This is a genomic window from Streptomyces sp. C1-1, assembly GCF_050214755.1.
Taxonomy (GTDB): Bacteria; Actinomycetota; Actinomycetes; order Streptomycetales; family Streptomycetaceae; genus Streptomyces.
In genome coordinates, this window is the sequence record NZ_CP189826.1 from 4,002,063 (window position 1) to 4,026,919 (window position 24,857).

The 24,857-nt window shown below is 70.8% G+C and carries 24 protein-coding genes; 14 read left to right on the forward strand and 10 right to left on the reverse strand.

Annotated elements, in window-relative coordinates:
• Nucleotides 1-4: 4 nt before the first annotated feature.
• From ACQF4J_RS18050 to ACQF4J_RS18060, 3 genes are read left to right on the forward strand one after another with little or no spacing between them, the layout of a single operon-like run.
• Nucleotides 5-262: an acyl carrier protein gene (locus ACQF4J_RS18050; protein WP_351566307.1), complete on the forward strand. Its 258-nt coding sequence runs from the start codon at nt 5-7 to the stop codon at nt 260-262.
• Nucleotide 263: 1 nt separating this feature from the next.
• Nucleotides 264-743 carry an SRPBCC family protein gene (locus ACQF4J_RS18055; RefSeq protein WP_142142234.1) on the forward strand — a complete coding sequence of 160 codons (480 nt, stop codon included), beginning with the start codon at nt 264-266 and terminating at the stop codon, nt 741-743.
• A gap of 19 nt (nt 744-762) precedes the next feature.
• Entirely contained in the window at nt 763-1,095 is a 333-nt protein-coding gene (locus tag ACQF4J_RS18060; RefSeq protein ID WP_351566304.1) for a TcmI family type II polyketide cyclase, read from the forward strand.
• Nucleotides 1,096-1,163: 68 nt separating this feature from the next.
• On the opposite strand, the gene ACQF4J_RS18065 is transcribed toward ACQF4J_RS18060, so the two are convergent.
• The 3 genes from ACQF4J_RS18065 to ACQF4J_RS18075 all read right to left on the reverse strand — a co-directional run bounded on the left by ACQF4J_RS18065 (nt 1,164) and on the right by ACQF4J_RS18075 (nt 4,723).
• Complete coding sequence (locus ACQF4J_RS18065) at nt 1,164-2,192, reverse strand: methyltransferase (protein ID WP_427166136.1); 1,029 nt, start codon at nt 2,190-2,192, stop codon at nt 1,164-1,166.
• Nucleotides 2,193-2,229: 37 nt separating this feature from the next.
• Nucleotides 2,230-3,285, reverse strand: a complete 1,056-nt coding sequence (locus ACQF4J_RS18070; protein WP_427166138.1) for a right-handed parallel beta-helix repeat-containing protein — start codon at nt 3,283-3,285, stop codon at nt 2,230-2,232.
• A gap of 307 nt (nt 3,286-3,592) precedes the next feature.
• The gene (locus tag ACQF4J_RS18075; protein ID WP_427168595.1) at nt 3,593-4,723 is read right to left on the reverse strand and encodes a HesA/MoeB/ThiF family protein; all 1,131 of its coding nucleotides are present in this window, start codon (nt 4,721-4,723) and stop codon (nt 3,593-3,595) included.
• An 80-nt stretch (nt 4,724-4,803) separates the two neighbouring features.
• Between ACQF4J_RS18075 and ACQF4J_RS18080 the strand changes: the two genes are divergently transcribed.
• Together ACQF4J_RS18080 and ACQF4J_RS18085 are read left to right on the forward strand one after the other, a co-directional pair.
• Complete coding sequence (locus ACQF4J_RS18080; RefSeq protein WP_427166140.1) at nt 4,804-4,932, forward strand: hypothetical protein; 129 nt, start codon at nt 4,804-4,806, stop codon at nt 4,930-4,932.
• Between the two features lie 34 nt (nt 4,933-4,966).
• Nucleotides 4,967-6,259, forward strand: a complete 1,293-nt coding sequence (locus tag ACQF4J_RS18085) for a M14 family zinc carboxypeptidase (RefSeq protein ID WP_351566596.1) — start codon at nt 4,967-4,969, stop codon at nt 6,257-6,259.
• Between the two features lie 166 nt (nt 6,260-6,425).
• Here the strand turns inward: ACQF4J_RS18085 and ychF are convergent, their stop codons facing one another.
• Nucleotides 6,426-7,514, reverse strand: coding sequence for a redox-regulated ATPase YchF (ychF, locus tag ACQF4J_RS18090; RefSeq protein ID WP_351566295.1), 1,089 nt, complete (start codon nt 7,512-7,514; stop codon nt 6,426-6,428).
• 168 nt (nt 7,515-7,682) lie between these two features.
• Here ychF and ACQF4J_RS18095 point away from each other — a divergent pair, with 168 nt between their 5' ends.
• Nucleotides 7,683-8,276, forward strand: coding sequence for a DUF6542 domain-containing protein (locus tag ACQF4J_RS18095; protein WP_351566292.1), 594 nt, complete (start codon nt 7,683-7,685; stop codon nt 8,274-8,276).
• Between the two features lie 21 nt (nt 8,277-8,297).
• Here ACQF4J_RS18095 and ppgK read toward each other — a convergent pair whose 3' ends face one another.
• Together ppgK and ACQF4J_RS18105 are read right to left on the reverse strand one after the other, a co-directional pair.
• Complete coding sequence (gene ppgK / locus ACQF4J_RS18100) at nt 8,298-9,044, reverse strand: polyphosphate--glucose phosphotransferase (RefSeq protein ID WP_427166142.1); 747 nt, start codon at nt 9,042-9,044, stop codon at nt 8,298-8,300.
• A 29-nt stretch (nt 9,045-9,073) separates the two neighbouring features.
• Nucleotides 9,074-10,075: a 4-hydroxy-3-methylbut-2-enyl diphosphate reductase gene (locus tag ACQF4J_RS18105; RefSeq protein WP_351566286.1), complete on the reverse strand. Its 1,002-nt coding sequence runs from the start codon at nt 10,073-10,075 to the stop codon at nt 9,074-9,076.
• Between the two features lie 404 nt (nt 10,076-10,479).
• On the opposite strand from ACQF4J_RS18105, the gene xseA reads away from it, so the two are divergent.
• From xseA to ACQF4J_RS18120, 3 genes are all read left to right on the forward strand, one after another.
• Nucleotides 10,480-11,688 carry an exodeoxyribonuclease VII large subunit gene (xseA, locus tag ACQF4J_RS18110; protein ID WP_427166144.1) on the forward strand — a complete coding sequence of 403 codons (1,209 nt, stop codon included), beginning with the start codon at nt 10,480-10,482 and terminating at the stop codon, nt 11,686-11,688.
• A 9-nt stretch (nt 11,689-11,697) separates the two neighbouring features.
• Nucleotides 11,698-11,943 carry an exodeoxyribonuclease VII small subunit gene (locus ACQF4J_RS18115; protein WP_427166145.1) on the forward strand — a complete coding sequence of 82 codons (246 nt, stop codon included), beginning with the start codon at nt 11,698-11,700 and terminating at the stop codon, nt 11,941-11,943.
• Between the two features lie 146 nt (nt 11,944-12,089).
• Complete coding sequence (locus tag ACQF4J_RS18120) at nt 12,090-12,680, forward strand: malonic semialdehyde reductase (RefSeq protein WP_351566277.1); 591 nt, start codon at nt 12,090-12,092, stop codon at nt 12,678-12,680.
• A 68-nt stretch (nt 12,681-12,748) separates the two neighbouring features.
• Here the strand turns inward: ACQF4J_RS18120 and ACQF4J_RS18125 are convergent, their stop codons facing one another.
• Entirely contained in the window at nt 12,749-13,270 is a 522-nt protein-coding gene (locus tag ACQF4J_RS18125) for a DUF4245 domain-containing protein (RefSeq protein ID WP_427166147.1), read from the reverse strand.
• 127 nt (nt 13,271-13,397) lie between these two features.
• On the opposite strand from ACQF4J_RS18125, the gene glpX reads away from it, so the two are divergent.
• Complete coding sequence (gene glpX / locus ACQF4J_RS18130) at nt 13,398-14,432, forward strand: class II fructose-bisphosphatase (RefSeq protein ID WP_058923475.1); 1,035 nt, start codon at nt 13,398-13,400, stop codon at nt 14,430-14,432.
• A gap of 88 nt (nt 14,433-14,520) precedes the next feature.
• Here glpX and ACQF4J_RS18135 read toward each other — a convergent pair whose 3' ends face one another.
• Nucleotides 14,521-14,898, reverse strand: a complete 378-nt coding sequence (locus tag ACQF4J_RS18135; RefSeq protein ID WP_079077994.1) for a WhiB family transcriptional regulator — start codon at nt 14,896-14,898, stop codon at nt 14,521-14,523.
• 174 nt (nt 14,899-15,072) lie between these two features.
• Nucleotides 15,073-15,765: a DUF1707 SHOCT-like domain-containing protein gene (locus ACQF4J_RS18140; protein ID WP_351566270.1), complete on the reverse strand. Its 693-nt coding sequence runs from the start codon at nt 15,763-15,765 to the stop codon at nt 15,073-15,075.
• Nucleotides 15,766-15,912: 147 nt separating this feature from the next.
• Between ACQF4J_RS18140 and ACQF4J_RS18145 the strand changes: the two genes are divergently transcribed.
• The 4 genes from ACQF4J_RS18145 (at nt 15,913) to ACQF4J_RS18160 (ending at nt 22,301) form a co-directional block, all read left to right on the forward strand.
• Complete coding sequence (locus ACQF4J_RS18145; protein ID WP_351566267.1) at nt 15,913-17,577, forward strand: fumarate hydratase; 1,665 nt, start codon at nt 15,913-15,915, stop codon at nt 17,575-17,577.
• Nucleotides 17,578-17,665: 88 nt separating this feature from the next.
• On the forward strand, nt 17,666-19,075 hold the full coding sequence (locus tag ACQF4J_RS18150; protein ID WP_351566264.1) for a class II fumarate hydratase: 1,410 nt from the start codon (nt 17,666-17,668) through the stop codon (nt 19,073-19,075).
• A 72-nt stretch (nt 19,076-19,147) separates the two neighbouring features.
• Nucleotides 19,148-19,843 carry a cytidylyl-2-hydroxypropylphosphonate hydrolase gene (fomD, locus tag ACQF4J_RS18155; protein WP_351566261.1) on the forward strand — a complete coding sequence of 232 codons (696 nt, stop codon included), beginning with the start codon at nt 19,148-19,150 and terminating at the stop codon, nt 19,841-19,843.
• A 355-nt stretch (nt 19,844-20,198) separates the two neighbouring features.
• Nucleotides 20,199-22,301 (forward strand): SpoIIE family protein phosphatase, encoded by a 2,103-nt coding sequence (locus tag ACQF4J_RS18160; RefSeq protein WP_351566259.1) that lies wholly within the window; start codon nt 20,199-20,201, stop codon nt 22,299-22,301.
• A gap of 63 nt (nt 22,302-22,364) precedes the next feature.
• Here the strand turns inward: ACQF4J_RS18160 and ACQF4J_RS18165 are convergent, their stop codons facing one another.
• Nucleotides 22,365-24,773 carry a transglycosylase domain-containing protein gene (locus ACQF4J_RS18165; RefSeq protein ID WP_427166151.1) on the reverse strand — a complete coding sequence of 803 codons (2,409 nt, stop codon included), beginning with the start codon at nt 24,771-24,773 and terminating at the stop codon, nt 22,365-22,367.
• Nucleotides 24,774-24,857: the final 84 nt, after the last annotated feature.

Genomic DNA, 24,857 nt, shown 5'->3' on the forward strand with positions numbered 1-24,857 from the left:
CCGCATGAGTGACCGCATCACCGTGGAAGAACTGTCCGAGCTGATGAAGAAGGCAGCCGGCGTCACCGTCGCCCCCGAGGAGTTGCAGCGGGGCTACGACTCCGGCTTCGACACCTTCGGCATCGACTCGCTCGGGCTGCTGGGCATCGTCGGCGAGCTGGAGAACCGCTACGGCACGCCGATGCCGCCGGACGCCGAGCGCAGCAAGACGCCCCGGCAGTTCCTCGACCAGGTCAACGGCGCCCTGCCGGCGGGGGCGTGACATGACCGGACACACCGAGAACGAGATCACCATCGCCGCACCGCTGGACCTGGTGTGGGACATCACGAACGACGTGGCGGGCTGGCCACGGCTGTTCAGCGAGTACGCCTCCGCCGAGATCCTCTCCCGGGAGGGGAACAAGGTCACCTTCCGGCTCACCATGCACCCCGACGACAACGGCAAGGTGTGGAGCTGGGTCTCGGAGCGCGAGGCGGACCGCGACACCCTCACCGTCCGGGCCCGCCGGGTCGAGACGGGGCCGTTCGACCACATGAACATCCTGTGGCGGTACGAGGAGGTCCCCCAGGGCGTGCGGATGGTCTGGACACAGGACTTCGCGATGAAGCCCGAGGCGCCGGTCGACGACGACTGGATGACCGACAACATCAACCGCAACTCCAAGGTGCAGCTGGCGCTGATCCGCGACCGCATCGAGAAGACCGCCGCCGAGCAGGGCCTCACGCCCGGCCTGACCGACTGAGCCGGACGGAGGACCGCCCATGCACCAGGCGCTGATCGTCGCCCGGATGGCCCCCGGCTCGGCCCAGGACATCGCGAAGATCTTCGCGGAGTCCGACCGGGGCGAGCTGCCGCACCTCGTCGGAGTAGTCCGGCGCAGCCTGTTCCAGTTCGGCGATGTGTACATGCATCTCGTGGAGTCCGAGCGCGATCCCGGACCCGCCATCGCCAAGGTCGTCGACCACCCGGAGTTCCGGGGGGTCAGCGAGCGTCTCGCCTCGTACGTCAGTGCGTACGACCCCGAGACCTGGCGTTCCCCGAAGGACGCCATGGCCCAGCGCTTCTATCTCTGGGAGCGCGACCCGGCCGGCTGACCCACGCATCTCACCGGTCGCCGGACCCGCAGCGTCGCGGGTCCGGCGACCGGTGTGTGAGGCCCCGCTCAGCCCGGGACGTGGCAGTCGAAGGCGTGCAGGTAGGGGTTGACGGGGCTGATGTCGTCGATGACCAGCCCTGCCTCGGTGATCCGGCTCACCATGCTCTCGGTGGTGTGCTTGGCCCCGCCGACGTTGAGCAGCAGCAACAGGTCCATGGCGGTGCTGAACCGCATGGAGGGCGTGTCGTCGACCAGGTTCTCGATGACCACGACCCTGGCCCCGGGCCCGCCGGTCTCACGGACGTTGCGCAGCAGGCGGGCCGTGCTCTCGTCGTCCCACTCCAGGATGTTCTTGATGATGTACGTGTCGGCCCGGACCGGCACGGACACCCGGCAGTCGCCGCCCAGGATCTGCACCCGGTCGGCGAGCGCGCCGCCCTCCCGCAGCCGGGGGTCGGCGTTCTCCACCACCTGCGGCAGGTCGAGCAGGGTGCCGCGCATCGACGGGTACTTCTCCAGCAGGCTCGCCACGACGTGCCCCTGGCCTCCCCCGATGTCGGCGACCGACGCGCTCCCGGACAGGTCGAGGAGTTCGGCGACCTCCTTCGCGGACTGCTTGCTGGAGGTGGTCATGGCCCGGTTGAAGACGTGCGCGGACTCGGGCGCGTCCTCGTTGAGGTACTGGAAGAACTCCTTGCCGTACAGCTCCTGCACGACGTTGCGGCCGCTGCGCACGGCCTCGTCCAGCATCGGCCAGGCGTCCCAGGTCCACGGCTCGGTGCACCACAGGGCGATGGCGCGCAGGCTGTGCGGGTCGTCCTCGCGCAGCAGCCGGGACACGTCGGTGTGCGCGAACGTCCCGTCCGGCCGCTCGGCGAAGACGCCGTAGCAGGACAGGGCCCGCAGCAGCCGTCGTAGCGGCCCCGGTTCGGACTTCACCGCGGCTGCGAGGTCCTCCGCGGCCATGGGGTCGTCGCCGAGGGCGTCGGCGACGCCGAGGCGTGCCGCGGCGCGCAGGGCGGCGGCACAGGCCGCCCCGAAGGCGAGTTCCCGCAGCCGCATCGACGGCGGTGGGGCGGTCTGGGCGGTCGTCATGTGCCGCCCTCCTTCCTGGAGTCGAACGGTACGGCGGTCAGCACAGGCCGGCGGGCCTGGACGCCCGGCAGTTGTTGCCGTCGAAGGTGTTGTCCCGGCCGGGGTCGCCGTTGACCAGGTCGGCCGGGGCGTTGTTCTGCAGCACGTTGTCCTTGATGCGGTTGTGGTCGCTGGTGACGCCCACGAAGCTCTTGAACAGCACGATGCCGCCGGACAGCGGTGAGGCACCCACGTTGTCCCGGATCGTGTTGTGGGTGACGAGGATGTCGTCGGCGCCGGTCAGGACGATGCCGGAGCCCTGGAGGGCGGGCAGCCGCTCGGTCTTGGGGCACGACTTGTTGTTGCGCACGACGCGGTTGTCGCGGACGGTCACGTCGCCGGTCTTGGGCTTGTTCTCGTCGCCGACGACCATCACGCCCGCGCAGTTGCCGGTGAGGTGGTTGGCGGCGACGGAGAGGTCGCGCAGGCGGCGGACGGTGATGCCGATCCGGTTGCCCTGCAGCCGGTTGTGCTCCACGCGGGTGCCGTGGGTGTCCGCGGCGCCCGCCTCCCTGGTGATGGTGTTGGCGAGGAAGATGCCCGCGTCGCCGTTGTCCCGGGCGGTGTTGGCGCGGAGCACGCTGCGCACCGAGCCCTCCTGGGCGATGCCCCACACGCCGTTCTTCGCCGAGGTCACGTTCCGCACGGTCAGGCCGTCGGTGGCCATGGCGAAGACGCCGGTGTGGCCGAAACCGGTCACCGTCAGGTCGGCCACGGTGACGCCGCGGAGGTCGTGGCCCTTGGCGCCGATCACACAGATGCCGTTGCCGCGCGCCGCGCAGGCGCCCGTCTTGTCGGTGCCCGGTTCGACGACCGTCTCACGGCCCGTGCCCCGCAGGGTCAGGTGAGGCGTCGTCACCTTGACGCTCTCGTGGTAGGTGCCGGGGGTCACCAGCACGGTGTCCCCGGGGGCGGCGGCATCCACCGCCTTCTGGATGGACTGGCCGGGGAACACCAGGTGGAAACTGGGCACGGAGACCGGCGGGGCGGCACCGAGGCCCGCCCCGAGGATCGCTGCCGTGCACGCCAGATACGCGATGCGACATTTAGTCATATTCCATACGTTATGACCGGATTGCTCGCGGGACGGTGCGATGGGCCATCCCGGGGCGTGTCACGCGCGGTGCGGCAGCGGCCGGGGGCCGGGCGCCGGGACCGCGAAGGCCGGGACCGCGAAGGCCGGGGGCCGGGACCGCGGGGGCCGGGGCGCCGGGACCGCGGGGGCCGGGGGCCGGGACCGCGGGGGCCGGGGCGCCGGGGCGCCGGGACCGCGGGGGCCGGGGCGCCGGGGGCCGGGGCGCCGGGACCGCGGGGGCCGGCCGCCGGGGCCGCGGGGGCCGGTCACGCCGGGCCTTCGGTGTTCAGGTTCCGCAGGCCGGGCAGTCGGGGCGGCGCTCCGAGCGCTGCATGATCGCCTCGCCGGGAACCATGAGGTTGAGGCCGAACCGGCAGCCGGGCTCGACCGGCGGTACCCCGCACAGCAGCATGATCGCCGCATGGGCCAGCAGACCGCCGGACAGGCCCGCGGTCACGGCGTTCACCGGGTTCCACGGCATCCGGGGCGAGGCGGCCTCCTCGTCCTGGCCGGGTGCGAGACGCAGGTCGCGGCGCTCGACCTCGGTACTGCGCAGACACTCCCAGCAGGCGCCCCGGCCGGGCGTGAACGCCCCGACACTCACCAGGGGCCCGCGATAGCCGGCCTCGGCCCACGGGATGCCGGAGGCCAGGCAGACCTGATTGGCCCATCGGCGGATCACGGGCGGGCGGTCGGCGGCCAGGAGCAGCAGGTCGTAGTGCGGAGCGCCTTCGGCCAGGAGTTCCTCGAGGTCCGACGGGTCGCGCACCTCCCGGCGCTCGCCGGTGACCGTCGTGTCCGAGTTCAGGGCGCGCAGTGCCGTCAGGGCCGCGTCGAGCTTGGGTGTGCCGACGTCGGCCTCGCGGAAGAGGGTCTGGCGGTCGAGATTGGACAGTTCGACGACGTCGGGTTCGACGCAGTGCAGCCGCCCCACCCCGGAGGCCACCAGGTCCCGGGCGGCGGCCGAGCCGGTGCCGCCGAGGCCGACCAGCAGGACCCGGGCGCGGCGCAGCAGCAGCTGCGGCTCCCAGGCACTCTCCCTGGGCCGGAGGTCCATCCAGCGCAGCAGGGTCATGCCCCGGCCGTAACGCTCTCGTTCCCGCTCCGACAGCTCCGCGGGCGGCACGGCGCCGGCGTCCTCCACGTACCCGGCCGAGGTGAGGTCCGCCATCGCCTGGGCGATGTCCGGTTCCGGCAGCCGCAGTTGCGGATGGCGGCGGGCGACCTCGGCGACGACGGCCGCGGCGCTCCGCGTGCCGTCCATGGCCTCGACCAGCGTCCACACCCAGCCGTCGGGGTCCTTGACCTCGGCGCCGACGCCGTGGACGACGCTGCCGATCCGCACGTTGCCGTCGACGGTCCGGTAGGCCCGGTGCTCCGGCTTGATCCGGGGCCGCCGCAGCGCGTGCACAGTCATCTTCACGCCAATCTCGTCAGCCCCAACTCACCGGCGGGCAACGGACATTGACAACAATCGTGCGGCTGACCAACTCTGGCATGAGCACGTCGGACCACCGCAGGCCGCAGCCATCGTCAGGAGGACACGGCATGCCGAACAAGATCGAGATCCGCCCGCTGGACAAGAAGGAGACCACCGGCGAGTCCGGTGGCAACGGCGGCGCCTGACCGGACGCGGACGATGGACCGTTCTCCGACGGTCATGGACCGTTACCCGACGGTCGCGGAAGTCACCGACTCGGCGCGGCGGTTGGTGTCCCGCTTCCCCGGTGCCACCGGCCGGCTGCGCCGGATCGGTACCTCCCGTGCGGGCCGCCCGATGACGATGCTGTCCCTGGGACACGGACCGCGCCATGTCCTGGTCGTCGCCGGGCCGCATCCCGACGAACCGGTGGGCCCCGCCACCGCGCTGGCCCTGGCGGAGCGGCTGGCACGCGGTGACCGGTCGTGCGCGGCGACCGACCTCTCCCTCGTCACCTGGGACATCGTCCTGTGCCTGGACCCGGACGGCGCCGCGCTGAGCCGGGGAGTCGAAGAGGCGACGGCCGGCCCGGACCACCCCCTGGCCGGCTACTACCGCGCCGCCTACCGCCCCGTCGCGGCGGAGCAGCCGGAGTGGGCGCCGATCGTGGCACGACAACTCCCCGAGAGCCAGGCGCTGTTCGCGGTGATCGACGAACTGCGTCCCGTTCTCCAGTGCTCCCTGCACAGCGTCGAAGCGGGCGGCAGCTGGGTGCAGTTGACCCGGGACCTGCCCGAACTGGCCGCGCCCTTCCAGGCGTCGGCCGCGGCCCTCGGCATCCCCGTCCAGCTCGGCACCTTCGACGCCCTGTACTGGGAGAACCCCAGCCCCGGAATCCACGTACTGCCCCCGCCGGACAGCACCGCCCGGCTGGCGGCCGGCTCCGAGAACATCGGGCTGTCCACCTGGTGCGCGCCCCAGCGCCACGGCGGTCTCACCGCGATCGTCGAAGTGCCCCTGTGGGCGAGCGACCTGGCCGACGACTCCTCGCCGCATCCGGAGGCCGCCGCCGTACTGCGCGACCTGGCCGGCCTGGTCCGGGACGGCGGCCGGCAGGTGACCGCCGTCCTCGACAAGGCGCGCGCCTTCCTGCCGCCGCCCGAGGGCAGCCCGCCGCGGCGGGTGCTGGAGTGGATGGCCGACGGTCTCTACGACCTGGTCGCCGAGTCCTGGCAGCCCCTCGCCCGGCAGGCGGCCGAGGACGAGCGGCCCGCGCTGACGAGGGCCCAGGTCTCCGCCCTCGACATCGTGGCCCGCCGCCAGCCCCTGCGGGCCGCGGGCCTCCTCCTGCGCCTGCTGAAGACGGCGGACGACCCCGCCGCCCCGGGCCTGTACCGCGACCTGGACGACCTCTTCACCACCTGGTGCACGGACTTCGAGAAGACCCTCGGCCTGCGCTGGGTCCCCGTCCACCACCAGGTCGCCCACCAGACCCGCACGGTACTGGCGGCAGCCGAGGCCGCCCTGGGGTAACCGGACCGGTCGCACCGTCGACGATCTCGCGGCTCGGCCCTCGCCGAGTCGCCACGGTTGAGCCAGTTCGAGATCACCCTGGACCTGAACAAACTCACCCCACCCAGCAGCTGAGCGGGCGAACGCACAAGGGACCGGGCCGCAAGGAGCCCGGTCCCCGCCGTGATCACACGTTGAACCTGAACTCCACCACGTCGCCGTCCTGCATGACGTAGTCCTTGCCCTCCATACGGGCCTTGCCCTTGGCGCGGGCCTCGGCGACCGAGCCGGTCTCCACCAGGTCGGCGAAGGAGATGACCTCCGCCTTGATGAAGCCCTTCTGGAAGTCGGTGTGGATGACACCGGCGGCCTCGGGGGCGGTGGCGCCCTTCTTGATGGTCCAGGCGCGGGATTCCTTGGGGCCGGCCGTGAGGTAGGTCTGCAGGCCGAGGGTGTTGAAGCCCACGCGCGCGAGGGTGGCGAGGCCGGGCTCCTCGGCGCCGACGGACTCCAGCAGCTCCATCGCGTCGGCCTCGTCGAGCTCGGCGAGGTCCGCCTCCAGCTTGGCGTTGAGGAAGATCGCCTCGGCGGGTGCGACCAGGGCGCGCTGCTCGTTCTTGAAGTCGTCGTCGACCAGTTCGTCCTCGTCGACGTTGAAGACGTACAGGAAGGGCTTCGTCGTCAGGAGGTGCAGGTCGTGCAGCGGCTCGGCGCGCTCGCTGCCCTGGACGATGCCGTGCGCGAAGAGCGTGTCGCCCTTCTCCAGGATCTCCTTGGCCTCCTCGACGGCCTTCACCTTCGGCGCGATGTCCTTCTTGATCCGCGACTCCTTCTGCAGGCGCGGCAGGACCTTCTCGATGGTCTGCAGGTCGGCGAGGATCAGCTCGGTGTTGATCGTCTCGATGTCGTCCTTCGGCGAGACCTTGCCGTCGACGTGCACGACGTTCTCGTCCTTGAAGGCACGGATGACCTGGCAGATCGCGTCGGACTCGCGGATGTTCGCCAGGAACTTGTTGCCCAGGCCCTCGCCCTCGCTCGCGCCGCGCACGATGCCCGCGATGTCGACGAAGTCGACGGTCGCCGGGAGTATCCGCTGCGAGGAGAAGATTTCGGCCAGTTTCGTCAGCCGGGCGTCGGGGACGCCGACCACGCCCACGTTCGGCTCGATCGTGGCGAACGGGTAGTTGGCCGCGAGCACGTCGTTCTTGGTCAGGGCGTTGAACAGGGTCGACTTGCCGACATTCGGCAGACCGACGATTCCGATCGTGAGCGACACGTTGCGACTTCCCGTACGTGAGAGGAGAGGACTGGAGGGGCTGGGCCGATCCACCAGTCTACGGCGTGCCGAACCGCGCCCCGGATACGGATCGAACGCATGGCCAAGGTCTTTCCTACGGCGTGTCCCAGGGGCGATTCGACACATAAACAGACCTAAGTTGGTCGGGTGGAGCAACACAGGACGCGACCCCCGCACGACGGAACGCGACGAGGCACGCCCCCGCTGCCCCCGCAGGCGACCCGCGGCGGCGCCGCGGGCGGTGGTGCGCGACCTGCGCCGCATCCCGCGCCGAAGCGCCCGGCCGCCCGCCCCGCGGGGGTTCGGCGACCCGGCGCTCCCCTGCTGGTGGGGGCGCGGCGGCTGCCCAACCCGCGGCTGACCGGGCTGGGCGGCGGCCTGTTCTGCGGGGCCGTGATGTTCGTCCTCGGCTGCCTCGACGACCTGCTCCTCGGCGGCTCGCTGACGGTGTACGGCGTGCTGTTCCTGCCGGTGTGCGTCCTGACCGCGGCCTGGGTGCGCAAGGGCGACCTGGTGACCGCCCCCGTGGTCGTGCCGATCGCCTTCGCGGTGGGCCTGCTCCCCGTCGCCGACAGCGGCGGCGGGGCGCTGGACCGGCTGATGGGCCTGGTGACGGCGCTCGCCACCCAGGCGGGATGGCTGTACGGAGGGACGCTGATCGCCGGACTGATCGTGATCGTGCGGCGGGCCGCGCTGATGCGCCGTCAGGCCGTCCGGCGCAGGACCGACCCGCCCCGCTGACCGACCCCTCCGGGGGCGCTGCTAGTGCTCGGTGACCGCTCGCATCGCGGCGCCCACGATCCCCGCGTTGTTCTGCAGCTGCGCGGGGAGGACCTCCGCCTTGATGCCCTCGATGAAGTGCAGGAACTTCGCGGACTTGCGGCTGACGCCGCCGCCGATGATGAACAGGTCCGGCGAGAAGAGCATCTCGACGTGGGCGAGGTACTTCTGGACCCGGTTCGCCCAGTGCTCCCAGGTCAGGTCGGCGTCGTCCTTGGCCTTGCTGGAGGCGCGCTTCTCCGCGTCGTGACCGTGCAGCTCCAGGTGGCCCAGCTCGGTGTTGGGGACGAGGACGCCGTCGACGAAGAGCGCGCTGCCGATGCCCGTGCCGAAGGTCAGCAGGATGACGGTGCCCCTGCGGTCCTTGCCGGCACCGAAGTGCATCTCGGCGACGCCCGCCGCGTCCGCGTCGTTGACCACCGTCGCCGGCAGGCCGCCCAGACGTTCGCTGAACAACGCGCGCGCGTCCGTGTCGATCCAGCTCTTGTCGACGTTGGCCGCCGTACGGATGTGGGATCCGTCGGTGACCACGCCCGGGAAGGTGAGTCCGACCGGGCCCGTCCAGCCGAAGTGGTCGATCACCTGCTTCACACCGTCGGCCACGCCGTCGGGCGTGGCCGGCTGCGGGGTGAGCACCTTGAAGCGCTCCTGGGCCAGGTCGCCCCTGTCGAGGTCGACAGGGGCGCCCTTGATCCCGGATCCACCGATGTCCAGGCCGAAGATCTGCATGGCTCTACGTTACGACGTACGACTGACGGTCACTCCGCGGAGGTGCCCGTACGCTCGGCGATCAGTGCAGCCGCCTCCTCGCGGAGATCGCGGCGCAGCTCCTTGGGCAGCGAGAAGGTGATGGACTCCTCGGCCGCCTTGACGATCTCCACGTCCTCGAAGCCGCGCTGCGACAGCCACTCCAGGACCTGCTCGACGAGGACCTCCGGGACGGAGGCGCCGGAGGTGACGCCGACCGTGGTCACGCCCTCCAGCCAGGCCGCGTCGATCTCGTCGGCGAAGTCCACGAGGTACGCCGCGCGGGCCCCGGCCAGCTTGGCGACCTCGACCAGGCGCTTGGAGTTGGAGGAGTTGCGGGAGCCGACCACGATGACCAGGTCCGCCTCGGCGCCCATCTGCTTCACCGCGAGCTGGCGGTTCTGGGTGGCGTAGCAGATGTCGTCGCTGGGCGGGGAGATCAGCTGCGGGAACTTCTCCTTCAGCGCGTCGACGGTCTCCATGGTCTCGTCGACGGAGAGCGTGGTCTGGGACAGCCACACGACCTTGGAGGGGTCGCGGACCTCGACCTTGGCGACGTCGCCGGGGCCGTCGACGAGGGTGATGTGGTCGGGGGCCTCGCCGGAGGTGCCGATGACCTCCTCGTGCCCCTCGTGCCCGATCAGGAGGATGTCGTAGTCCTCGTTGGCGAAGCGGACGGCTTCCTTGTGGACCTTGGTGACCAGCGGGCAGGTCGCGTCGATGGTGGCGAGCCTGCCGCGCTCGGCCTCCTCGTGGACGACGGGGGCGACGCCGTGCGCGGAGAACATCACGATGTTCCCCTCGGGGACCTCCTCGGTCCGCTCGACGAAGATCGCGCCCTTCTTCTCCAGGGTCTGCACGACGTACTTGTTGTGGACGATCTCGTGGCGGACGTAGATCGGAGCCCCGTACTGCTCGAGGGCTTTCTCGACGGCGATCACGGCGCGGTCCACACCCGCGCAGTAGCCACGGGGGGCGGCGAGCAGGACACGGCGGCCAGGCGAAGCAGTCATGCGTCCATCGTAGGGCCACGTCCGGGGGGTCGAAGATCGCGTCCGCGGGGAGACCGGCCGTGGGGTGGGAGGGGTGGGACGGGACACGACGGACGGGGCACCGGCGGAGGCGGCATGTCCAGGACCGGCACGGCGGAACAAACCACCGGCGAGGGGCACGGCCTGCGACGCGGCCTCGGTCCGCGGGTCCGGTGAGGTGGTGGCGGCAGGTGCTGGTTCCGGTGCTGGGGGCGGCGATCACGGTCGCGGTGATCGTGGCGGCGTCGGGTGCGGCGCAGGTGGTGGGGGCGGTGTGGCCGGCGGTCGGGTGCGCGGTACCGGTGGCACAGCGCGGGCGCCAGTCGCGCAGGGCCGGCCGAACGACGCTGACCCGCGTTGTCGGAGCGGGCCGTTACCCTCGCGGCATGGCTCTCAACACGTCCGCCGAAACGCCCGTGCCCGTCGGTGAGGTCTCGCGGCTCATCGGGGGGTGGATCGACCGGTTGGGGGCGGTCTGGGTCGAAGGGCAGATCACGCAGTTGTCGCGGCGGCCCGGGGCCGGGGTGGTGTTTCTGACGTTGCGTGATCCGTCGTACGACATCTCGATCAGCGTGACCTGTTACCGGCAGGTGTTCGATGCCGTCGCCGACGTGGTCGGCGAGGGCGCGCGGGTCGTCGTGCAGGCCAAGCCGGAGTGGTACGCCCCGCGCGGCCAGCTCTCCCTGCGCGCCACCGAGATAAGGCCCGTCGGTGTCGGTGAACTGCTCGCCCGGCTGGAGCGGCTGAAGAAGGCGTTGGCCGCCGAGGGGCTGTTCTCGGCGGAGCGGAAGAAGCCGTTGCCGTTTCTGCCGCAGCTGATCGGGCTGGTGTGCGGGCGGGCGTCCGCGGCGGAGCGGGACGTGCTGGAGAACGCCCGGCACCGCTGGCCCGCGGTCCGCTTCGAGGTGCGCAACGTCGCCGTGCAGGGTGTGCACGCCGTCCCGCAGGTCGTGCAGGCCGTGAAGGAGCTCGACGAGCTGGCCGGCGTGGACGTGATCATCGTCGCCCGAGGGGGTGGCAGCGTGGAGGACCTGCTGCCGTTCTCCGACGAGCAGTTGGTGCGTGCCGTCGCGGAGTGCCGTACGCCCGTGGTGTCCGCCATCGGGCACGAGCCCGACAATCCCCTCCTCGATCACGTGGCCGACCTGCGTGCCTCGACTCCGACCGACGCCGCCAAGAAGGTCGTCCCGGACGTGGGCGAGGAGTACGAGCGGGTGCGGATGCTGCGGGACCGGGCCCGGCGCTGTGCGCAGGCCCTGGTGGAGCGGGAGGAGCGCGGGCTCGCGCACGCCCTCGCCCGGCCCGCGATACAGGATCCGCACCGGATGGTCGACGAGCGGGCCGACCACGTGGCCTCGCTGGTGGACCGCTCGCGGCGGACCGTGGGCCATCTCCTCGACCGGGCCGACTCCGAGCTCACGCACACGCACGCGCGCGTGGTCGCCCTCTCTCCCTCCGCCACCCTCAAGCGCGGGTACGCGGTGCTGCAGAAGGCCGACGGGCACGTGGTGCGGGATCCGGGCGAGGTCACGGCGGACGAGACGCTGCGGGCACGGGTCAGTGAGGGCGAGTTCGTTGTCCGAGTCGACACATAGGGTGGGTGGATGACCAGCAAGGTGGCGGAAGAGGCGCTCGGGTACGAGCAGGCGCGCGACGAACTGATCGAGGTCGTACGGCGGCTGGAGGCGGGCGGCACGACGCTGGAGGAGTCGCTGGCCCTGTGGGAGCGCGGCGAGGAGCTGGCCAAGGTGTGCCGGCGCTGGCTGGACGGGGCCCGCGCCCGCCTGGACGCCGCTCTGGCCGAGGAGGAAGCGGCCGACGGGGGCGACGCCCGGGAGGACGACGAGTAGGGGCGCGAGCCGTCCCGTTGTGAAGCGGATCACCACACCTTCACATTAGTTGAAACTTGAACCTCCCCTGGCGTACCTTCGGTGCCGTCAGCCGATCCGGACCGCGGTCCGGTACGGGTCGCACGTCACCCCGAGGAAGATCCCGCATGTCTCTCGTTCTCGACCCCGCCGCCCAGGACCTGCTGTTCCGTGAGGCCCGCACCGCGAACACCTTCACCGACGAGCCGGTGACGGACGAGCAGGTGCAGGCGATCTACGACCTGGTCAAGTACGGCCCGACCTCCATGAACCAGTCGCCGCTGCGCGTGACGCTGGTCCGCTCCGCCGAGGCCCGTGAGCGCCTGGTGCAGCACCTGGCCGAGGGCAACCAGAAGAAGACCGCCGCCGCCCCGCTGGTCGCGATCCTCTCCGCGGACAACGAGTTCCACGAGGAGCTGCCGCACCTCTTCCCGCACTTCCCGCAGGCCAAGGACCTCTTCGCCGGCAGCCGCGAGGCCCGCGAGAAGAACGCCGCGCTGAACGCCGCCCTCCAGGCCGCCTACTTCATCATCGGCGTCCGTGCCGCCGGTCTCGCCGCCGGCCCGATGACCGGTCTCGACTTCGAGGGCGTCCGCAAGGAGTTCCTGGACGACGACCACACCCCGCTGATGGTCGTCAACATCGGCAAGCCGGGCGAGGACGCCTGGTTCCCGCGCTCTCCGCGCCTGGACTACGAGCAGGTCGTCACCACGGTCTGAGCGAGCCCCGCATGCGAGGAGGCCCCCGGCGTCACCGCCGGGGGCCTCCTCGCATGCGCGCGTCTCGGTCACGACATCTTCAGCGCCTGCGCCACCTCGGTCAGCTGCCGCAGGGAGCCGGTGCCCGCGACCACCGTCGTCGAGCCCTTGCCGGGCAGCACCAGGGCGTCGTAGCGGCCGCCGGTGTAGCGCGTCCAGGTCCTGCCGTCGATGTCCTGGGTGGCCCTGGTCGCCGTACCGCCCTGAGTGGCCTGGTCGATGAACTCCGACGGCTTCTGAGTCGACTGCTCGACCTGCACGTACTGACCGTCGGGGGCGTGGAAGCCCAGGTGCCAGGCGTCGAAGTTCGCGCCGTCGAAGCGTACGGACGTCGCCTTCCAGGTCTTGGGCAGGCCCTCGGGCGCGGCCACCGGATAGGCCGCGGCGCGGCGTGCCGTGAGCAGCTCGACGCGGTAGTCGACCCGCTTGATGTCGGGAGCCGAGTCGTCGTGGGGGATGAAGACGTAGATGAGCGCCGCCGCGATCCCGATGAGGCCCAGGGAGAGAATCATGTCCCGGACCGTCTTCTGCCTGCCGTTCGAACCTGCCACGCCCTCTATCGTCGCAGGTGCCCGGTCCGCTCATCCGTGGGGTCCCCTGCTCATTTTGTCGGACTGACGATAGAGTCGAGGGTCGAACCCTCATCCGGCCGTCGTCGTATCAGAAAGGTGCGCTCCGATGACCGAGCATCATCACTTGCCGTCCGAGCTCGAAGTTCCCAGCGAAGCCCCCGACCGCAACCTCGCCCTGGAGCTCGTCCGGGTGACCGAAGCCGCCGCGATGGCCGCGGGCCGCTGGGTCGGACGGGGCGACAAGAACGGCGCCGACGGCGCCGCCGTACGCGCCATGCGGACCCTCGTCTCCACCGTGTCGATGAACGGCGTGGTCGTCATCGGCGAGGGCGAGAAGGACGAGGCGCCGATGCTCTTCAACGGCGAGCGCGTCGGTGACGGAACCGGTCCCGAGTGCGACATCGCCGTCGACCCGATCGACGGAACCACGCTGACGGCCAAGGGCATGCCGAACGCGATCGCCGTGCTGGCGGCCGCGGACCGCGGGTCGATGTTCGACCCGTCCGCCGTCTTCTACATGGACAAACTGGTCACCGGGCCCGAGGCGGCGGACTTCGTCGACATCGACGCGCCCGTGTCGGTGAACATCCGGCGGGTGGCCAAGGCCAAGCGGTCCACCCCGGAGGACGTGACCGTGGTGATCCTGGACCGGCCGCGGCACGAGGGGATCATCAAGGAGATCCGGGAGGCCGGGGCACGGATCAAGCTGATCTCCGACGGCGATGTCGCCGGGTCGATCTACGCGCTGCGCGAGGGCACCGGTGTCGACATGCTGCTGGGCATCGGCGGCACGCCCGAGGGCATCATCTCGGCCTGCGCCGTGAAGTGCCTCGGCGGCACGATCCAGGGCAAGCTGTGGCCCAAGGACGACGAGGAGCGGGCGCGGGCGATCGACGCCGGGCACGACCTGGACCGCGTGCTGATGACCGACGACCTGGTGGCCGGGGAGAACGTGTTCTTCGTCGCCACCGGGATCACCGACGGGGAGCTGCTGCGGGGTGTGCGGTACCGGTCGGAGACCGCGACGACCGACTCGATCGTGATGCGCTCGAAGTCGGGGACGGTCCGGCGGATCGCCTCCGACCACCGGCTCAGCAAGCTGCGGGCCTACAGCGCGATCGACTTCGACCGCGCCAAGTAGCCCGGTCCGGCCGGGAACCGGCCGCCGAGCCGAGAAGTGGGCGCCCCCTGGTGCGGTAGGGGGCGCCCACTTCTCGTCCGTACGGGTGCTATCCCGCCGCCGCTATACGGCCCTGCGCTCGCGCCGTCTTCTTCAGCTCCATCTCGCGGCGCCGGCGCCTGGCGAGCACCACGCGGCGCTCGGCGGCCGTGAGACCGCCCCAGACGCCGTAGGGCTCGGGTTGCAGCAGGGCGTGCTCACGGCACTCGACCATCACCGGACAGCGGGCGCAGACGCGCTTGGCCGCCTCCTCGCGGGACAGGCGTGCCGCCGTGGGCTCCTTGGAGGGAGCGAAGAACAGGCCGGCCTCGTCCCGCCGGCACACGGCCTCGGTGTGCCACGGGGCGTCCTGGTCCCTGACTGGCACTGGCACCCGCTGGGCCGGAACGGCAGCTACCTGCAGGGACGAATGCGGCGGTTGCAGCACGGTCTACTCCTGACGACGGCTTCGCGAGCGAGCGACGATGCAGCAAGCCCTACCCGCTGTGCGCACGCCTATGCACTGAGTTCCGAACCGCCGGATCGCCCGTGCTTGCCAGGGGTGCGCCGCCACGGCCGCCGGTGAACCCGTTCCCCTGCGGAAGGGCCGGATTCACATCCGTCAACGGTCCAGGTATTTGCGCAAACTCTTGTCGACCTTGTGCTGCACGCGATCGAGAATGTCCGCGACGAACCTGCCACGCTTCGGTTTCGCCTCGACACTGCCCAGCACGGCCCAGCCGTCGACGTAGACCACGGGGGCGTTCTCGTCGTCCGAGTCCAGCGTGGCCACCTCGAAGCTGCCGAGCACCCCGCCGCCGGTGCCGCGCAGCGAGACGTTCTCCGGGACGCGGACCTCGACGCTGCCGAAGACCGCGACCGCCTTGATGACGACCTGCTGGTACTCGAACAGCGCCTCGCTGAGGTCTATCTCCACGCTGCCGAAGAACGCGTACGCGTGGATACGGCGTCCGGCGCGCCGCCGGCCCCTGCGCACGGCGCTGCTGAGCACCGCCACCACATGGTCGTCCGGGTCGACCGGGACGCTGCCCAGCGGGGGCCGGTCGGGGGCGGCGGCGAACGAGGGGGCCGCGCGGTGCCCGTGGGCGGCCGGCAGGTCCCGTATGAACACCTCCAGCTCCCCGACGGTCTTGGCGGCGAGCACGCCCTCCACCCGCTCGGCGTGCTCGTCGGCGGTCAGACGGCCTTCGCCGAGGGCCTCGCGCAGGATGTCGGCGACACGGTCGCGGTCGGCGTCCGAGGCGCGCAGGCCGGCCGCCGCGGACGTCGGTTCGGTGTGCTTCTGAAGGTCCACGGCAGCAGCGTAGCGAAACGCGATAGATCGCGACTACCCCCCAACTGAGGACAACCTCACAAGCTCGCCGTCAACGGGAGGTTCTACGCTGGTGAGCGCCCGCCAGTGTCGGCGGGCGGCCGTCTGTCGAGTGAGGAATGGGCTGCGATGCCTGAGTTCGCGTACACCGATCTGCTCCCCATGGGAGAGGACACCACCCCCTACCGGCTGGTGACCTCCGAGGGTGTCTCCACCTTCGAGGCCGACGGGCGGACGTTCCTCAAGGTGGAGCCGGAGGCGCTGCGCAAGCTCGCCGAGGAGGCCATCCACGACATCCAGCACTACCTGCGGCCCGCCCACCTCGCCCAGCTGCGCCGCATCATCGACGACCCCGAGGCGTCCGGCAACGACAAGTTCGTCGCCCTGGACCTGCTGAAGAACGCCAACATCGCCGCCGCCGGCGTGCTGCCCATGTGCCAGGACACCGGTACGGCGATCGTCATGGGCAAGCGCGGCCAGAACGTGCTGACCGAGGGCGGCGACGAGGCGGCCCTCTCGCGCGGCGTCTACGACGCGTACAAGAACCTCAACCTGCGCTACTCGCAGATGGCTCCGCTCACCATGTGGGAGGAGAAGAACACCGGCTCCAACCTCCCCGCCCAGATCGAGCTGTACGCCACCGACGGCGGCGCGTACAAGTTCCTGTTCATGGCGAAGGGCGGCGGCTCCGCCAACAAGTCCTTCCTGTACCAGGAGACGAAGGCCGTCCTGAACGAGTCCTCCATGATGAAGTTCCTGGAGGAGAAGATCCGTTCGCTGGGTACGGCCGCCTGCCCGCCGTACCACCTGGCCATCGTCGTGGGCGGCACGAGCGCCGAGTACGCGCTGAAGACCGCCAAGTACGCCTCCGCCCACTACCTGGACGAGATCCCGGCCGAGGGCTCCGAGCTCGGGCACGGCTTCCGGGACAAGGAGCTGGAGCAGAAGGTCTTCGAGCTGACGCAGAGGATCGGGATCGGCGCGCAGTTCGGCGGCAAGTACTTCTGCCACGACGTCCGCGTCGTCCGCCTCCCGCGCCACGGCGCCTCCTGCCCCGTCGCCATCGCCGTCTCCTGCTCGGCCGACCGCCAGGCACTCGCGAAGATCACCCCGGAGGGCGTCTTCCTGGAGCAGCTGGAGACGGACCCGGCGCGCTTCCTGCCGGAGACGACCGACGAGCACCTGGACGAGTCCGACGTCGTGCGGATCGACCTGAACCAGCCGATGGAGTCGATCCTCGCCGAGCTCACCAAGTACCCGGTGAAGACCCGCCTCTCCCTCACCGGCCCGCTGGTCGTGGCCCGTGACATCGCGCACGCCAAGATCAAGGAGCGGCTCGACGCGGGCGAGGAGATGCCGCAGTACCTGAAGGACCACCCGGTGTACTACGCCGGCCCGGCGAAGACGCCCGAGGGGTACGCCTCCGGTTCCTTCGGCCCGACCACGGCCGGCCGCATGGACTCCTACGTCGAGCAGTTCCAGGCCGCCGGCGGCTCCAAGGTCATGCTCGCCAAGGGCAACCGCAGCAAGCAGGTCACGGACGCCTGCGACGCGCACGGCGGCTTCTACCTCGGTTCCATCGGCGGTCCGGCCGCCCGTCTCGCCCAGGACTGCATCAAGAAGGTCGAGGTCGTCGAGTACGAGGAGCTCGGCATGGAGGCGGTCTGGAAGATCGAGGTCGAGGACTTCCCGGCGTTCATCGTCGTGGACGACAAGGGCAACGACTTCTTCCAGGACCCCGCCCCACAGCCGACGTTCACGTCGATCCCGGTACGGGGGCCGGGCCTGGGCTAGGCCCGTACGGCGGACGGCGGTGACGGTTCGCCTCCGCGGGGAACAGTGGTCCCGTCGTGGACGCTGTGAGACGTGGAGGTGATCGTCGATGACCGACGAGCAGGAACAGAGCGGGACCGGATACCGGATCGAGCACGACTCCATGGGTGAGGTACGCGTCCCGGCGGGTGCCAAGTGGCGGGCCCAGACGCAGCGTGCCGTCGAGAACTTCCCCATCTCCGGCCAGCGCGTCGAACGCGCCCACATCGAGGCGCTCGCCCGAATCAAGGGCGCGGCGGCGAAGGTGAACGGGCGGCTCGGGGTGCTCGACAAGGACGTCGCGGAGGCGATCCGGGAGGCGGCCGAGGAGGTCGCGCGGGGCGAGTGGGACGAGCACTTCCCGATCGACGTCTTCCAGACCGGTTCCGGCACCTCCTCGAACATGAACACCAACGAGGTCATCGCCACGCTCGCGACCGAGCGGCTCGGCCGGGACGTCCACCCCAACGACCACGTCAACGCCTCGCAGTCCTCCAACGACGTCTTCCCGTCCTCCATCCACATCGCCGCCACCGCCGCCGTCACCCGGGACCTGGTCCCGGCCCTGGAACACCTGGCGGGCTCGCTGGAGCGCAAGTCCGAGGAGTTCGCGGACGTCGTGAAGTCGGGGCGCACGCATCTGATGGACGCCACGCCCGTCACCCTCGGCCAGGAGTTCGGCGGGTACGCGGCCCAGATCCGCTACGGCGTGGAGCGGCTGCACGCCTCGCTCCCCCGCCTCGCCGAGCTGCCCCTGGGCGGCACGGCCGTCGGCACCGGCATCAACACCCCGCCCGGCTTCTCGGCGGCCGTCATCGAGGAGGTCGCCCGGGCCACCGGGCTGCCGCTGACCGAGGCGCGCGACCACTTCGAGGCGCAGGGCGCGCGGGACGGGATCGTGGAGACCAGCGGGCAGCTGCGGACCATCGCGGTCGGGCTGACGAAGATCGCCAATGATCTGCGCTGGATGTCCTCCGGTCCGCGCACCGGGCTCGCCGAGATCGCCCTGCCCGACCTCCAGCCCGGCTCGTCGATCATGCCGGGCAAGGTCAACCCGGTGATCCCGGAGGCGGTCCTCATGGTCGCCGCCCAGGTCATCGGGAACGACGCCACCGTCGCCACCGCGGGAGCGGCCGGCAACTTCGAACTCAACGTCATGCTGCCGGTGATCGCCAAGAACGTCCTGGAGTCGATCCGGCTGCTCGCCAACGTCTCCCGGCTGCTCGCCGACCGGACCGTGGACGGCATCACCGCGAACCGGGAGCGGGCGCGCGAGTACGCCGAGTCCTCACCGTCGGTCGTCACCCCGCTCAACAAGTACATCGGCTACGAGGAGGCCGCCAAGGTCGCCAAGAAGGCGCTGGCCCAGCGCAAGACGATCCGGCAGGTCGTGGTGGAGGGCGGCTACGTGGAACGGGGGGACCTGACCGAACAGCAGCTCGACGAGGCCCTGGATGTCCTGCGTATGACGCGTCCGTAACCAATCGGCGCCCCGGCGAGAACCGTGACGCGGACCGCAGCGTCGTTTGCCTGTGACACCTAATATCTGTGCATGGCAGAGGGCGGAGCGGTGAGGGCGCAAGCGGCAGCGGGCACGTCGGCGGACTTCTGGGCGCCCGGCAGCCAGATCCTGTGGCGGTACCGGGAGAACGCGGGCGAGCGTTTCCACATCGCCCGCCCCGTCACCGTCGTCCGCGACGACGCCGAGCTGCTCGCCGTGTGGCTGGCGCCCGGCACCGAGTGCGTCAAGCCGGTCCTCGCCGACGGCACGCCCGTGCACGTCGAGCCGCTGCGGACGCGCTACACCAAGCCGCGGACCGTGCAGTACGACCGCTGGTTCGGCACCGGCGTGCTGAAGCTGGCCCGGCCGGGCGAGCCCTGGTCGGTGTGGCTGTTCTGGGAGCCGGGCTGGCGGTTCAAGAACTGGTACGTGAACCTCGAGACCCCGCTCACCCGTTGGCGTGGCGGTGTGGACTCCGAGGACCACTTCCTCGACATCTCCGTCCACCCGGACCGCAGTTGGCACTGGCGCGACGAGGACGAGTTCGCGCAGGCCCGGCGGGACGGGCTGATGGACGAGTCGGTGGCCGAGCGGGTGCGGAAGGCGGGCGATTCCGCGGTGGAGGTGATCCGCGCCTGGGGGCCGCCGTTCAGCGAGGGCTGGCAGCACTGGCGCCCGGATCCGTCCTGGGCTGTACCTTCTTTGCCGGAGGACTGGGACCGTACGCCCGCGCACGTGTCCTCATGAGACCCTTGATGCGCCCCCGGTCCACAACCGTAGGATCGTCCTCCGCAACTTGATATCAAGGACCGGTGCGCAACACCGTCGTTGAGGGGTGGTGGCCGGGTGACGGGTGGGCGTGCAGCAGCAACTCCCGGAGCATGCGCCGGGCTTGACCGAACGTCACCGAGGGGCGGCAGGACGTGAGCGAGGGGTACGAGGGCAACGCCGGCACGGACCGTCGACGGTTCGCCGGTGGCACAGGAACAGCCTCTGACCACGCGGGAATTCCGTTCCGGGGACACGTATTCCGGGTATCGGGATTCCTGCGGGACCAACTGCGCGCTCGACGCGCAGCCCCGGACGGACGGATTCGACACGCGTGACGGAGTACCCCATCTCCTTCGAGCGCCCCGGCGCCGACCCTGCGGACGCCCGCGGGGCGGTTCTGCACACCCCGACGCAGCTGCCGGACGCACCCATGGCCGCCTTACCCGCGCAGGCGCGCGCCGGAGAGACACCCTCGACACCGAGTACGGCCACACCGTGCGGCAAGGGAAAGGAGCCGGCCTCGTCTGCCGACACCACGGGCCAGGGCCCCGAGCACTCCCAGCCTTCCGCCGTGGAGCCCGACACGCACCGTCCGCGGCCCGTGCCCGAGTCCGCCCCTGACCGGGCGGACACCGAGCAGGACCGGCCGCAGAGCGGCGGCCCGGAGCGTCGCAAGGGCCAGGGGCTCGCGCCGGGCCAGCCCACGCCCATGCGCCGGGACGGCGACCGGCTGCGGTTCGTCGGGGCGGCGACGCGGCGGATCGCCCGCGGCATCGACCTCGACGAGATCGTCATGGGGCTGTGCCGGGCGACCGTACCGACGTTCTCGGACGCGATCCTGGTCTATCTGCGCGACCCGCTGCCCGTCGGCGACGAGCGGCCCACCGGCCCGCTGCTGCTGCGGCTGCGCCGCACCGACCGCATCCCGGCCGAACGCGACACCGAGAGCGCCGGCTTCTCGCCCGCGCTCCAGCCGGAGCCCGCCGAGCTCACCGAACTCGACTCGCTCGGCGCCGAGCTGTGCGAGGTGCGGCCGGGCAGCGCGCTCGCCGAGGTGCTGCGCGGGGTCCGCCCGGTCTTCACCGACGCGCCCGCGGCCCACGCCGCCCTGCCCGAACTGCTCGGGGAGGGCGGGGAGACGCTGGTGCCCGGCGGCCAGCGCTCCATCCTCGCCCCGCTGCGCGGCCGGCGCCGGGTGATCGGCGCCGCGCTCTTCCTGCGGCGGCCGGAGCGCCTGGCCTTCGAGGCCGACGACCTGCTGGTCGCCGCCCAGCTGGCCACGCACAGCGCGCTCGGCATCGACAAGGCGGTGCTGTACGGCCGTGAGGCGTACATCGCCGACGAGCTGCAGCGCACCATGCTCCCGGAGCACCTGCCGCGGCCGACGGGCGTGCGGCTGGCCTCGCGCTACCTCCCGGCGGCCGAGACGGCGCGGGTCGGTGGCGACTGGTACGACGCGATCCCGCTGCCGGGCAGCCGGGTGGCGCTGGTGGTGGGTGACGTCATGGGGCACTCCATGACGTCGGCGGCCATCATGGGCCAGCTGCGCACGACGGCACAGACGCTCGCCGGCCTGGACCTGCCGCCGCAGGAGGTGCTGCACCACCTCGACGAACAGGCGCAGCGGCTGGGCACCGACCGCATGGCGACCTGCCTCTACGCCGTCTACGACCCGGTCTCGCACCGCATCACCATCGCCAACGCGGGCCATCCGCCGCCCGTGCTGCTGCACCTGGGCGGGCGGGCCGAGGTGCTGCGGGTGCCGCCGGGCGCGCCGATCGGTGTGGGCGGGGTCGACTTCGAGGCCGTGGAGCTGGACGCGCCCGCCGGCGCGACCCTGCTGCTGTACACCGACGGTCTGGTGGAGTCCCGGCTGCGTGACGTGTGGACCGGGATAGAGCAGCTGCGGGAGAAGCTGGCCGCCACCGCGCAGTTGACGGGGCCGGATCATCCGCCGCCGCTGGAGGCGCTGTGCGACGAGGTCCTGGACATGCTCGGGCCGGGCGACCGGGACGACGACATCGCGCTGCTCGCGGCGCGTTTCGACGGGATCGCGCCCAGTGACGTCGCGTACTGGTTCCTGGAACCGGAGGACGCGGCGCCCGGGCGGGCGCGGCGGCTCGCGCGCCGGGCACTGTCCCGGTGGGGGCTGGAGGAGCTCAGCGACTCCGTCGAGCTGCTGGTGAGCGAGGTCGTCACCAACGCGGTGCGCTACGCCTCGCGGCCGGTGACGCTGCGGCTGCTGCGGACCGATGTGCTGCGGTGCGAGGTGGGGGACGACGTGCCCCAGCTGCCCCGGCTCCGGCAGGCCCGGGCGACGGACGAGGGCGGACGCGGGCTGTACCTCGTCAACCGGCTGGCCCGGCGGTGGGGGGCGACCCGGCTCAGCACCGGCAAGGTCGTGTGGTTCGAGCTGAGCAAGACCGCGCCGTAGGGGTTGGACAGGCGAAGAGAAGGGCGCCCGGTGTTCTCACCGGGCGCCCTTCTCTCTGCGCTGCTACTGCCCGCCGTTGGGATTCAGCGGATTGTCGATGTTCCCGTTGGTCGGCGTCCCCGTCGGAGTCTGCGTCGGGGTCTGGGTGGGCGTCTGCGTCGGGGTCTGGGTCGGCGTCTGCGTGGGTGTCTGCGACGGCGACTGGGACGTCGGCGCCTGGCTCGACGGGGTCTGCGACGGGGTCTGGGTCGGCGTCTGCGAGACCGTCGGCGTGTACGACGGCTGGACCGCCGCGCCCTGGTCGGTCTCCAGCTCGAACTTCAGGCCCGTCTGGGAGACGCCGAACATGTAGGCCGCCCAGATCTGCGCGGGGAAGCCACCGCCGTTGACGCGCGGGTAGCCGCCCGCCTTGTACATCGAGACCTGGGCGCCGTTCTTCTTGGACTCGCCGAACAGGCCCACCGAGGTGACCAGGTCGGGCGTGTATCCGCTGAACCAGGCCGAGCGGTTCTCGTCGGAGGTACCGGTCTTGCCGGCGACCTTGCGGCCGTCGCGATTGGCGTTGTCCCGGACCGAGATCTTGGCCGTACCGTCGTCGACCACGCCGGTCAGCACGGAGGTCACCGAGTCGGCGGCCTCGCGCTTGATGACCTGCCCGCCGATCGGGTTCGGCAGGTCGACGGTGCGCCTGCTGTTCTCGACCGACTTGATGATGGACGGGGTGACCTTCTTGCCGTGGTTGTCGAGGGTCGCGTAGACGCCGGCCATCTGCAGGGGGCTCGCGCCCATCGTGCCGAGGGTCTGGGCGGGTACGGCCCTGAGGTCGGCGGTGTCCATGCCGAGTTGGCTCGCCACCTTGAGCACCTTCTCCATGCCCACGTCGACGCCCATCTGCGCGAAGACGGAGTTGACGGAGTAGTTCATCGCCGTCTGGACGGTGATGGGCCCGTAGTCGTGGTCGTCCTCGTTCTGCGGGGCGAAGCCGACCTTGGTGCCGTTGTCCACGACCGGGCGCTTGCTGGTGCCGTCGTACATCGTGTTCGCGGTGATCGGCTTGCCGGTCTGGGTCTGGGCGGCCTCGTCGAAGGCGGCGGCGAGGATGACCGGCTTGAACGTCGACGCCGGTTGATAATCCGTGCGAGTCGCGTTGTTGAAGTAGTGCTTCAGGTAGTCGGTACCGCCGTACATCGCGACGATCGCACCCGTCTTCGGGCTCACCGACACGGCACCAGCCTGGACGTCCGCATCGACCTTGCGCTGCTTCGGGTTCAGCTTGCTGGTCAACTGTGACTTGACGGATTCGACCAGTGCCGCCTGCTTCTTCTTGTCGATGTTCAGTGTGATGGTCCACCCGCCGGCATCCACAAGATTCAGGGCATCGTTGAGGTTGTCGGCGGCGCCCTGTGCCACGAGCTGCCGGGCCAGCTGGTTGTTGGCGGCCTTCACCAGATACCCGGTCTGGCCCTCCATACCGGCGGCGGCCTTGGGCGCCTTCGGCTTCGGGAACGTCATCTTGTCGCGCTCGGCCTTGTCCAGCCAGCCCTGTCCGACCATGTTGTCCAGCACGTAGTTCCAGCGGGCCTGCACCAGACGCCGGCCGGTGTCGGAGGCGATCGCCCAGTCGTACTGGTTCGGCGCCTGCAGCAGTGCGGCGAGGTAGGCGCCCTGCTGCACCGAGAGCTTCTCGGCGTCGACGCGGTAGTAGGCCTGCGCCGCGGCCTGGATGCCGTAGGCGCCGCGGCCGTAGTAGCTGGTGTTGATGTAGCCGGCGAGGATGTAGTCCTTGGACTTCTCCCGGTCCAGCTTCAGCGAGATGACCAGTTCCTTCAGCTTGCGCGAGACCGTCTGGTTCTGGGTGAGGTAGTAGTTCTTGACGTACTGCTGGGTGATCGTCGAACCGCCCTGCGCGCCCTTGCCGGACAGGGTGTTCAGCAGACCGCGGGCGGTGCCCTTGAGGTCGATGCCGTTGTCCTTGTAGAACGTCTTGTTCTCGGCGGCGACGAAGGTCTTCTGGACGCTCTTGGGCACCTTGGACAGCGGCACGATCTCGCGGTTGCGCTTGCCGTCGCGGGTGAGGAGCGAGCCGTCGCTGTACTTGTAGACGTTGCTTTGCAGCGTCGCGTCGGCATTGCCCTTGGGAATGTCGATCATCATGTACAGCACGATGAAGGCGCCCATGCCGAGCAGGCACACGCCGAGGAAGCCGCCGACGATCTTCTTCCAGGTGAAGAGCCGGCGTATGAAGCTCTTGCCGTCCTTGCCCTTGGCCCTGTCCGCGGTGCCACGGCCCGCTTTGCCCTTGGCGGCGCGCCGAGCTGCGGCGCGGCCGCCCTCGGCCGGGCCGCCCTCGACCGTGCCGACCGACGCCGAGCCGGCCGGGCGGGTGGGCGCCGCCGTACCGGACGAGCGCGTGGGGGGCGCCGCGCGGCGGCCACCGCGCTGTCGCGCTCTTCTCTCTTCCGCTCGTCCCATGAGTCCGTTCCGCTCCGCTTCGTTCATGTGTGCTCATGTGTCACACAGGTTCGCCGCACAGGTCAGCTCAGAAAGCTAACACCG

Coding starts and splice junctions, on each gene's coding strand:
- ACQF4J_RS18165 (WP_427166151.1), bottom strand. CDS start 24,773: ATGGGACGAGCGGAAGAGAGAAGAGCGCGACAGCGCGGTGGCCGCCGC.
- ACQF4J_RS18120 (WP_351566277.1), top strand. CDS start 12,090: ATGTCTCTCGTTCTCGACCCCGCCGCCCAGGACCTGCTGTTCCGTGAG.
- ACQF4J_RS18075 (WP_427168595.1), bottom strand. CDS start 4,723: ATGACTGTGCACGCGCTGCGGCGGCCCCGGATCAAGCCGGAGCACCGG.
- ACQF4J_RS18085 (WP_351566596.1), top strand. CDS start 4,967: ATGGACCGTTACCCGACGGTCGCGGAAGTCACCGACTCGGCGCGGCGG.
- ACQF4J_RS18065 (WP_427166136.1), bottom strand. CDS start 2,192: ATGACGACCGCCCAGACCGCCCCACCGCCGTCGATGCGGCTGCGGGAA.
- ppgK (WP_427166142.1), bottom strand. CDS start 9,044: ATGCAGATCTTCGGCCTGGACATCGGTGGATCCGGGATCAAGGGCGCC.
- fomD (WP_351566261.1), top strand. CDS start 19,148: ATGGCAGAGGGCGGAGCGGTGAGGGCGCAAGCGGCAGCGGGCACGTCG.
- ACQF4J_RS18070 (WP_427166138.1), bottom strand. CDS start 3,285: ATGACTAAATGTCGCATCGCGTATCTGGCGTGCACGGCAGCGATCCTC.
- ACQF4J_RS18115 (WP_427166145.1), top strand. CDS start 11,698: ATGACCAGCAAGGTGGCGGAAGAGGCGCTCGGGTACGAGCAGGCGCGC.
- ACQF4J_RS18150 (WP_351566264.1), top strand. CDS start 17,666: ATGACCGACGAGCAGGAACAGAGCGGGACCGGATACCGGATCGAGCAC.
- ACQF4J_RS18055 (WP_142142234.1), top strand. CDS start 264: ATGACCGGACACACCGAGAACGAGATCACCATCGCCGCACCGCTGGAC.
- ACQF4J_RS18050 (WP_351566307.1), top strand. CDS start 5: ATGAGTGACCGCATCACCGTGGAAGAACTGTCCGAGCTGATGAAGAAG.
- ACQF4J_RS18060 (WP_351566304.1), top strand. CDS start 763: ATGCACCAGGCGCTGATCGTCGCCCGGATGGCCCCCGGCTCGGCCCAG.
- ACQF4J_RS18105 (WP_351566286.1), bottom strand. CDS start 10,075: ATGACTGCTTCGCCTGGCCGCCGTGTCCTGCTCGCCGCCCCCCGTGGC.
- glpX (WP_058923475.1), top strand. CDS start 13,398: ATGACCGAGCATCATCACTTGCCGTCCGAGCTCGAAGTTCCCAGCGAA.
- ACQF4J_RS18145 (WP_351566267.1), top strand. CDS start 15,913: ATGCCTGAGTTCGCGTACACCGATCTGCTCCCCATGGGAGAGGACACC.
- ACQF4J_RS18080 (WP_427166140.1), top strand. CDS start 4,804: ATGAGCACGTCGGACCACCGCAGGCCGCAGCCATCGTCAGGAGGACAC.
- xseA (WP_427166144.1), top strand. CDS start 10,480: ATGGCTCTCAACACGTCCGCCGAAACGCCCGTGCCCGTCGGTGAGGTC.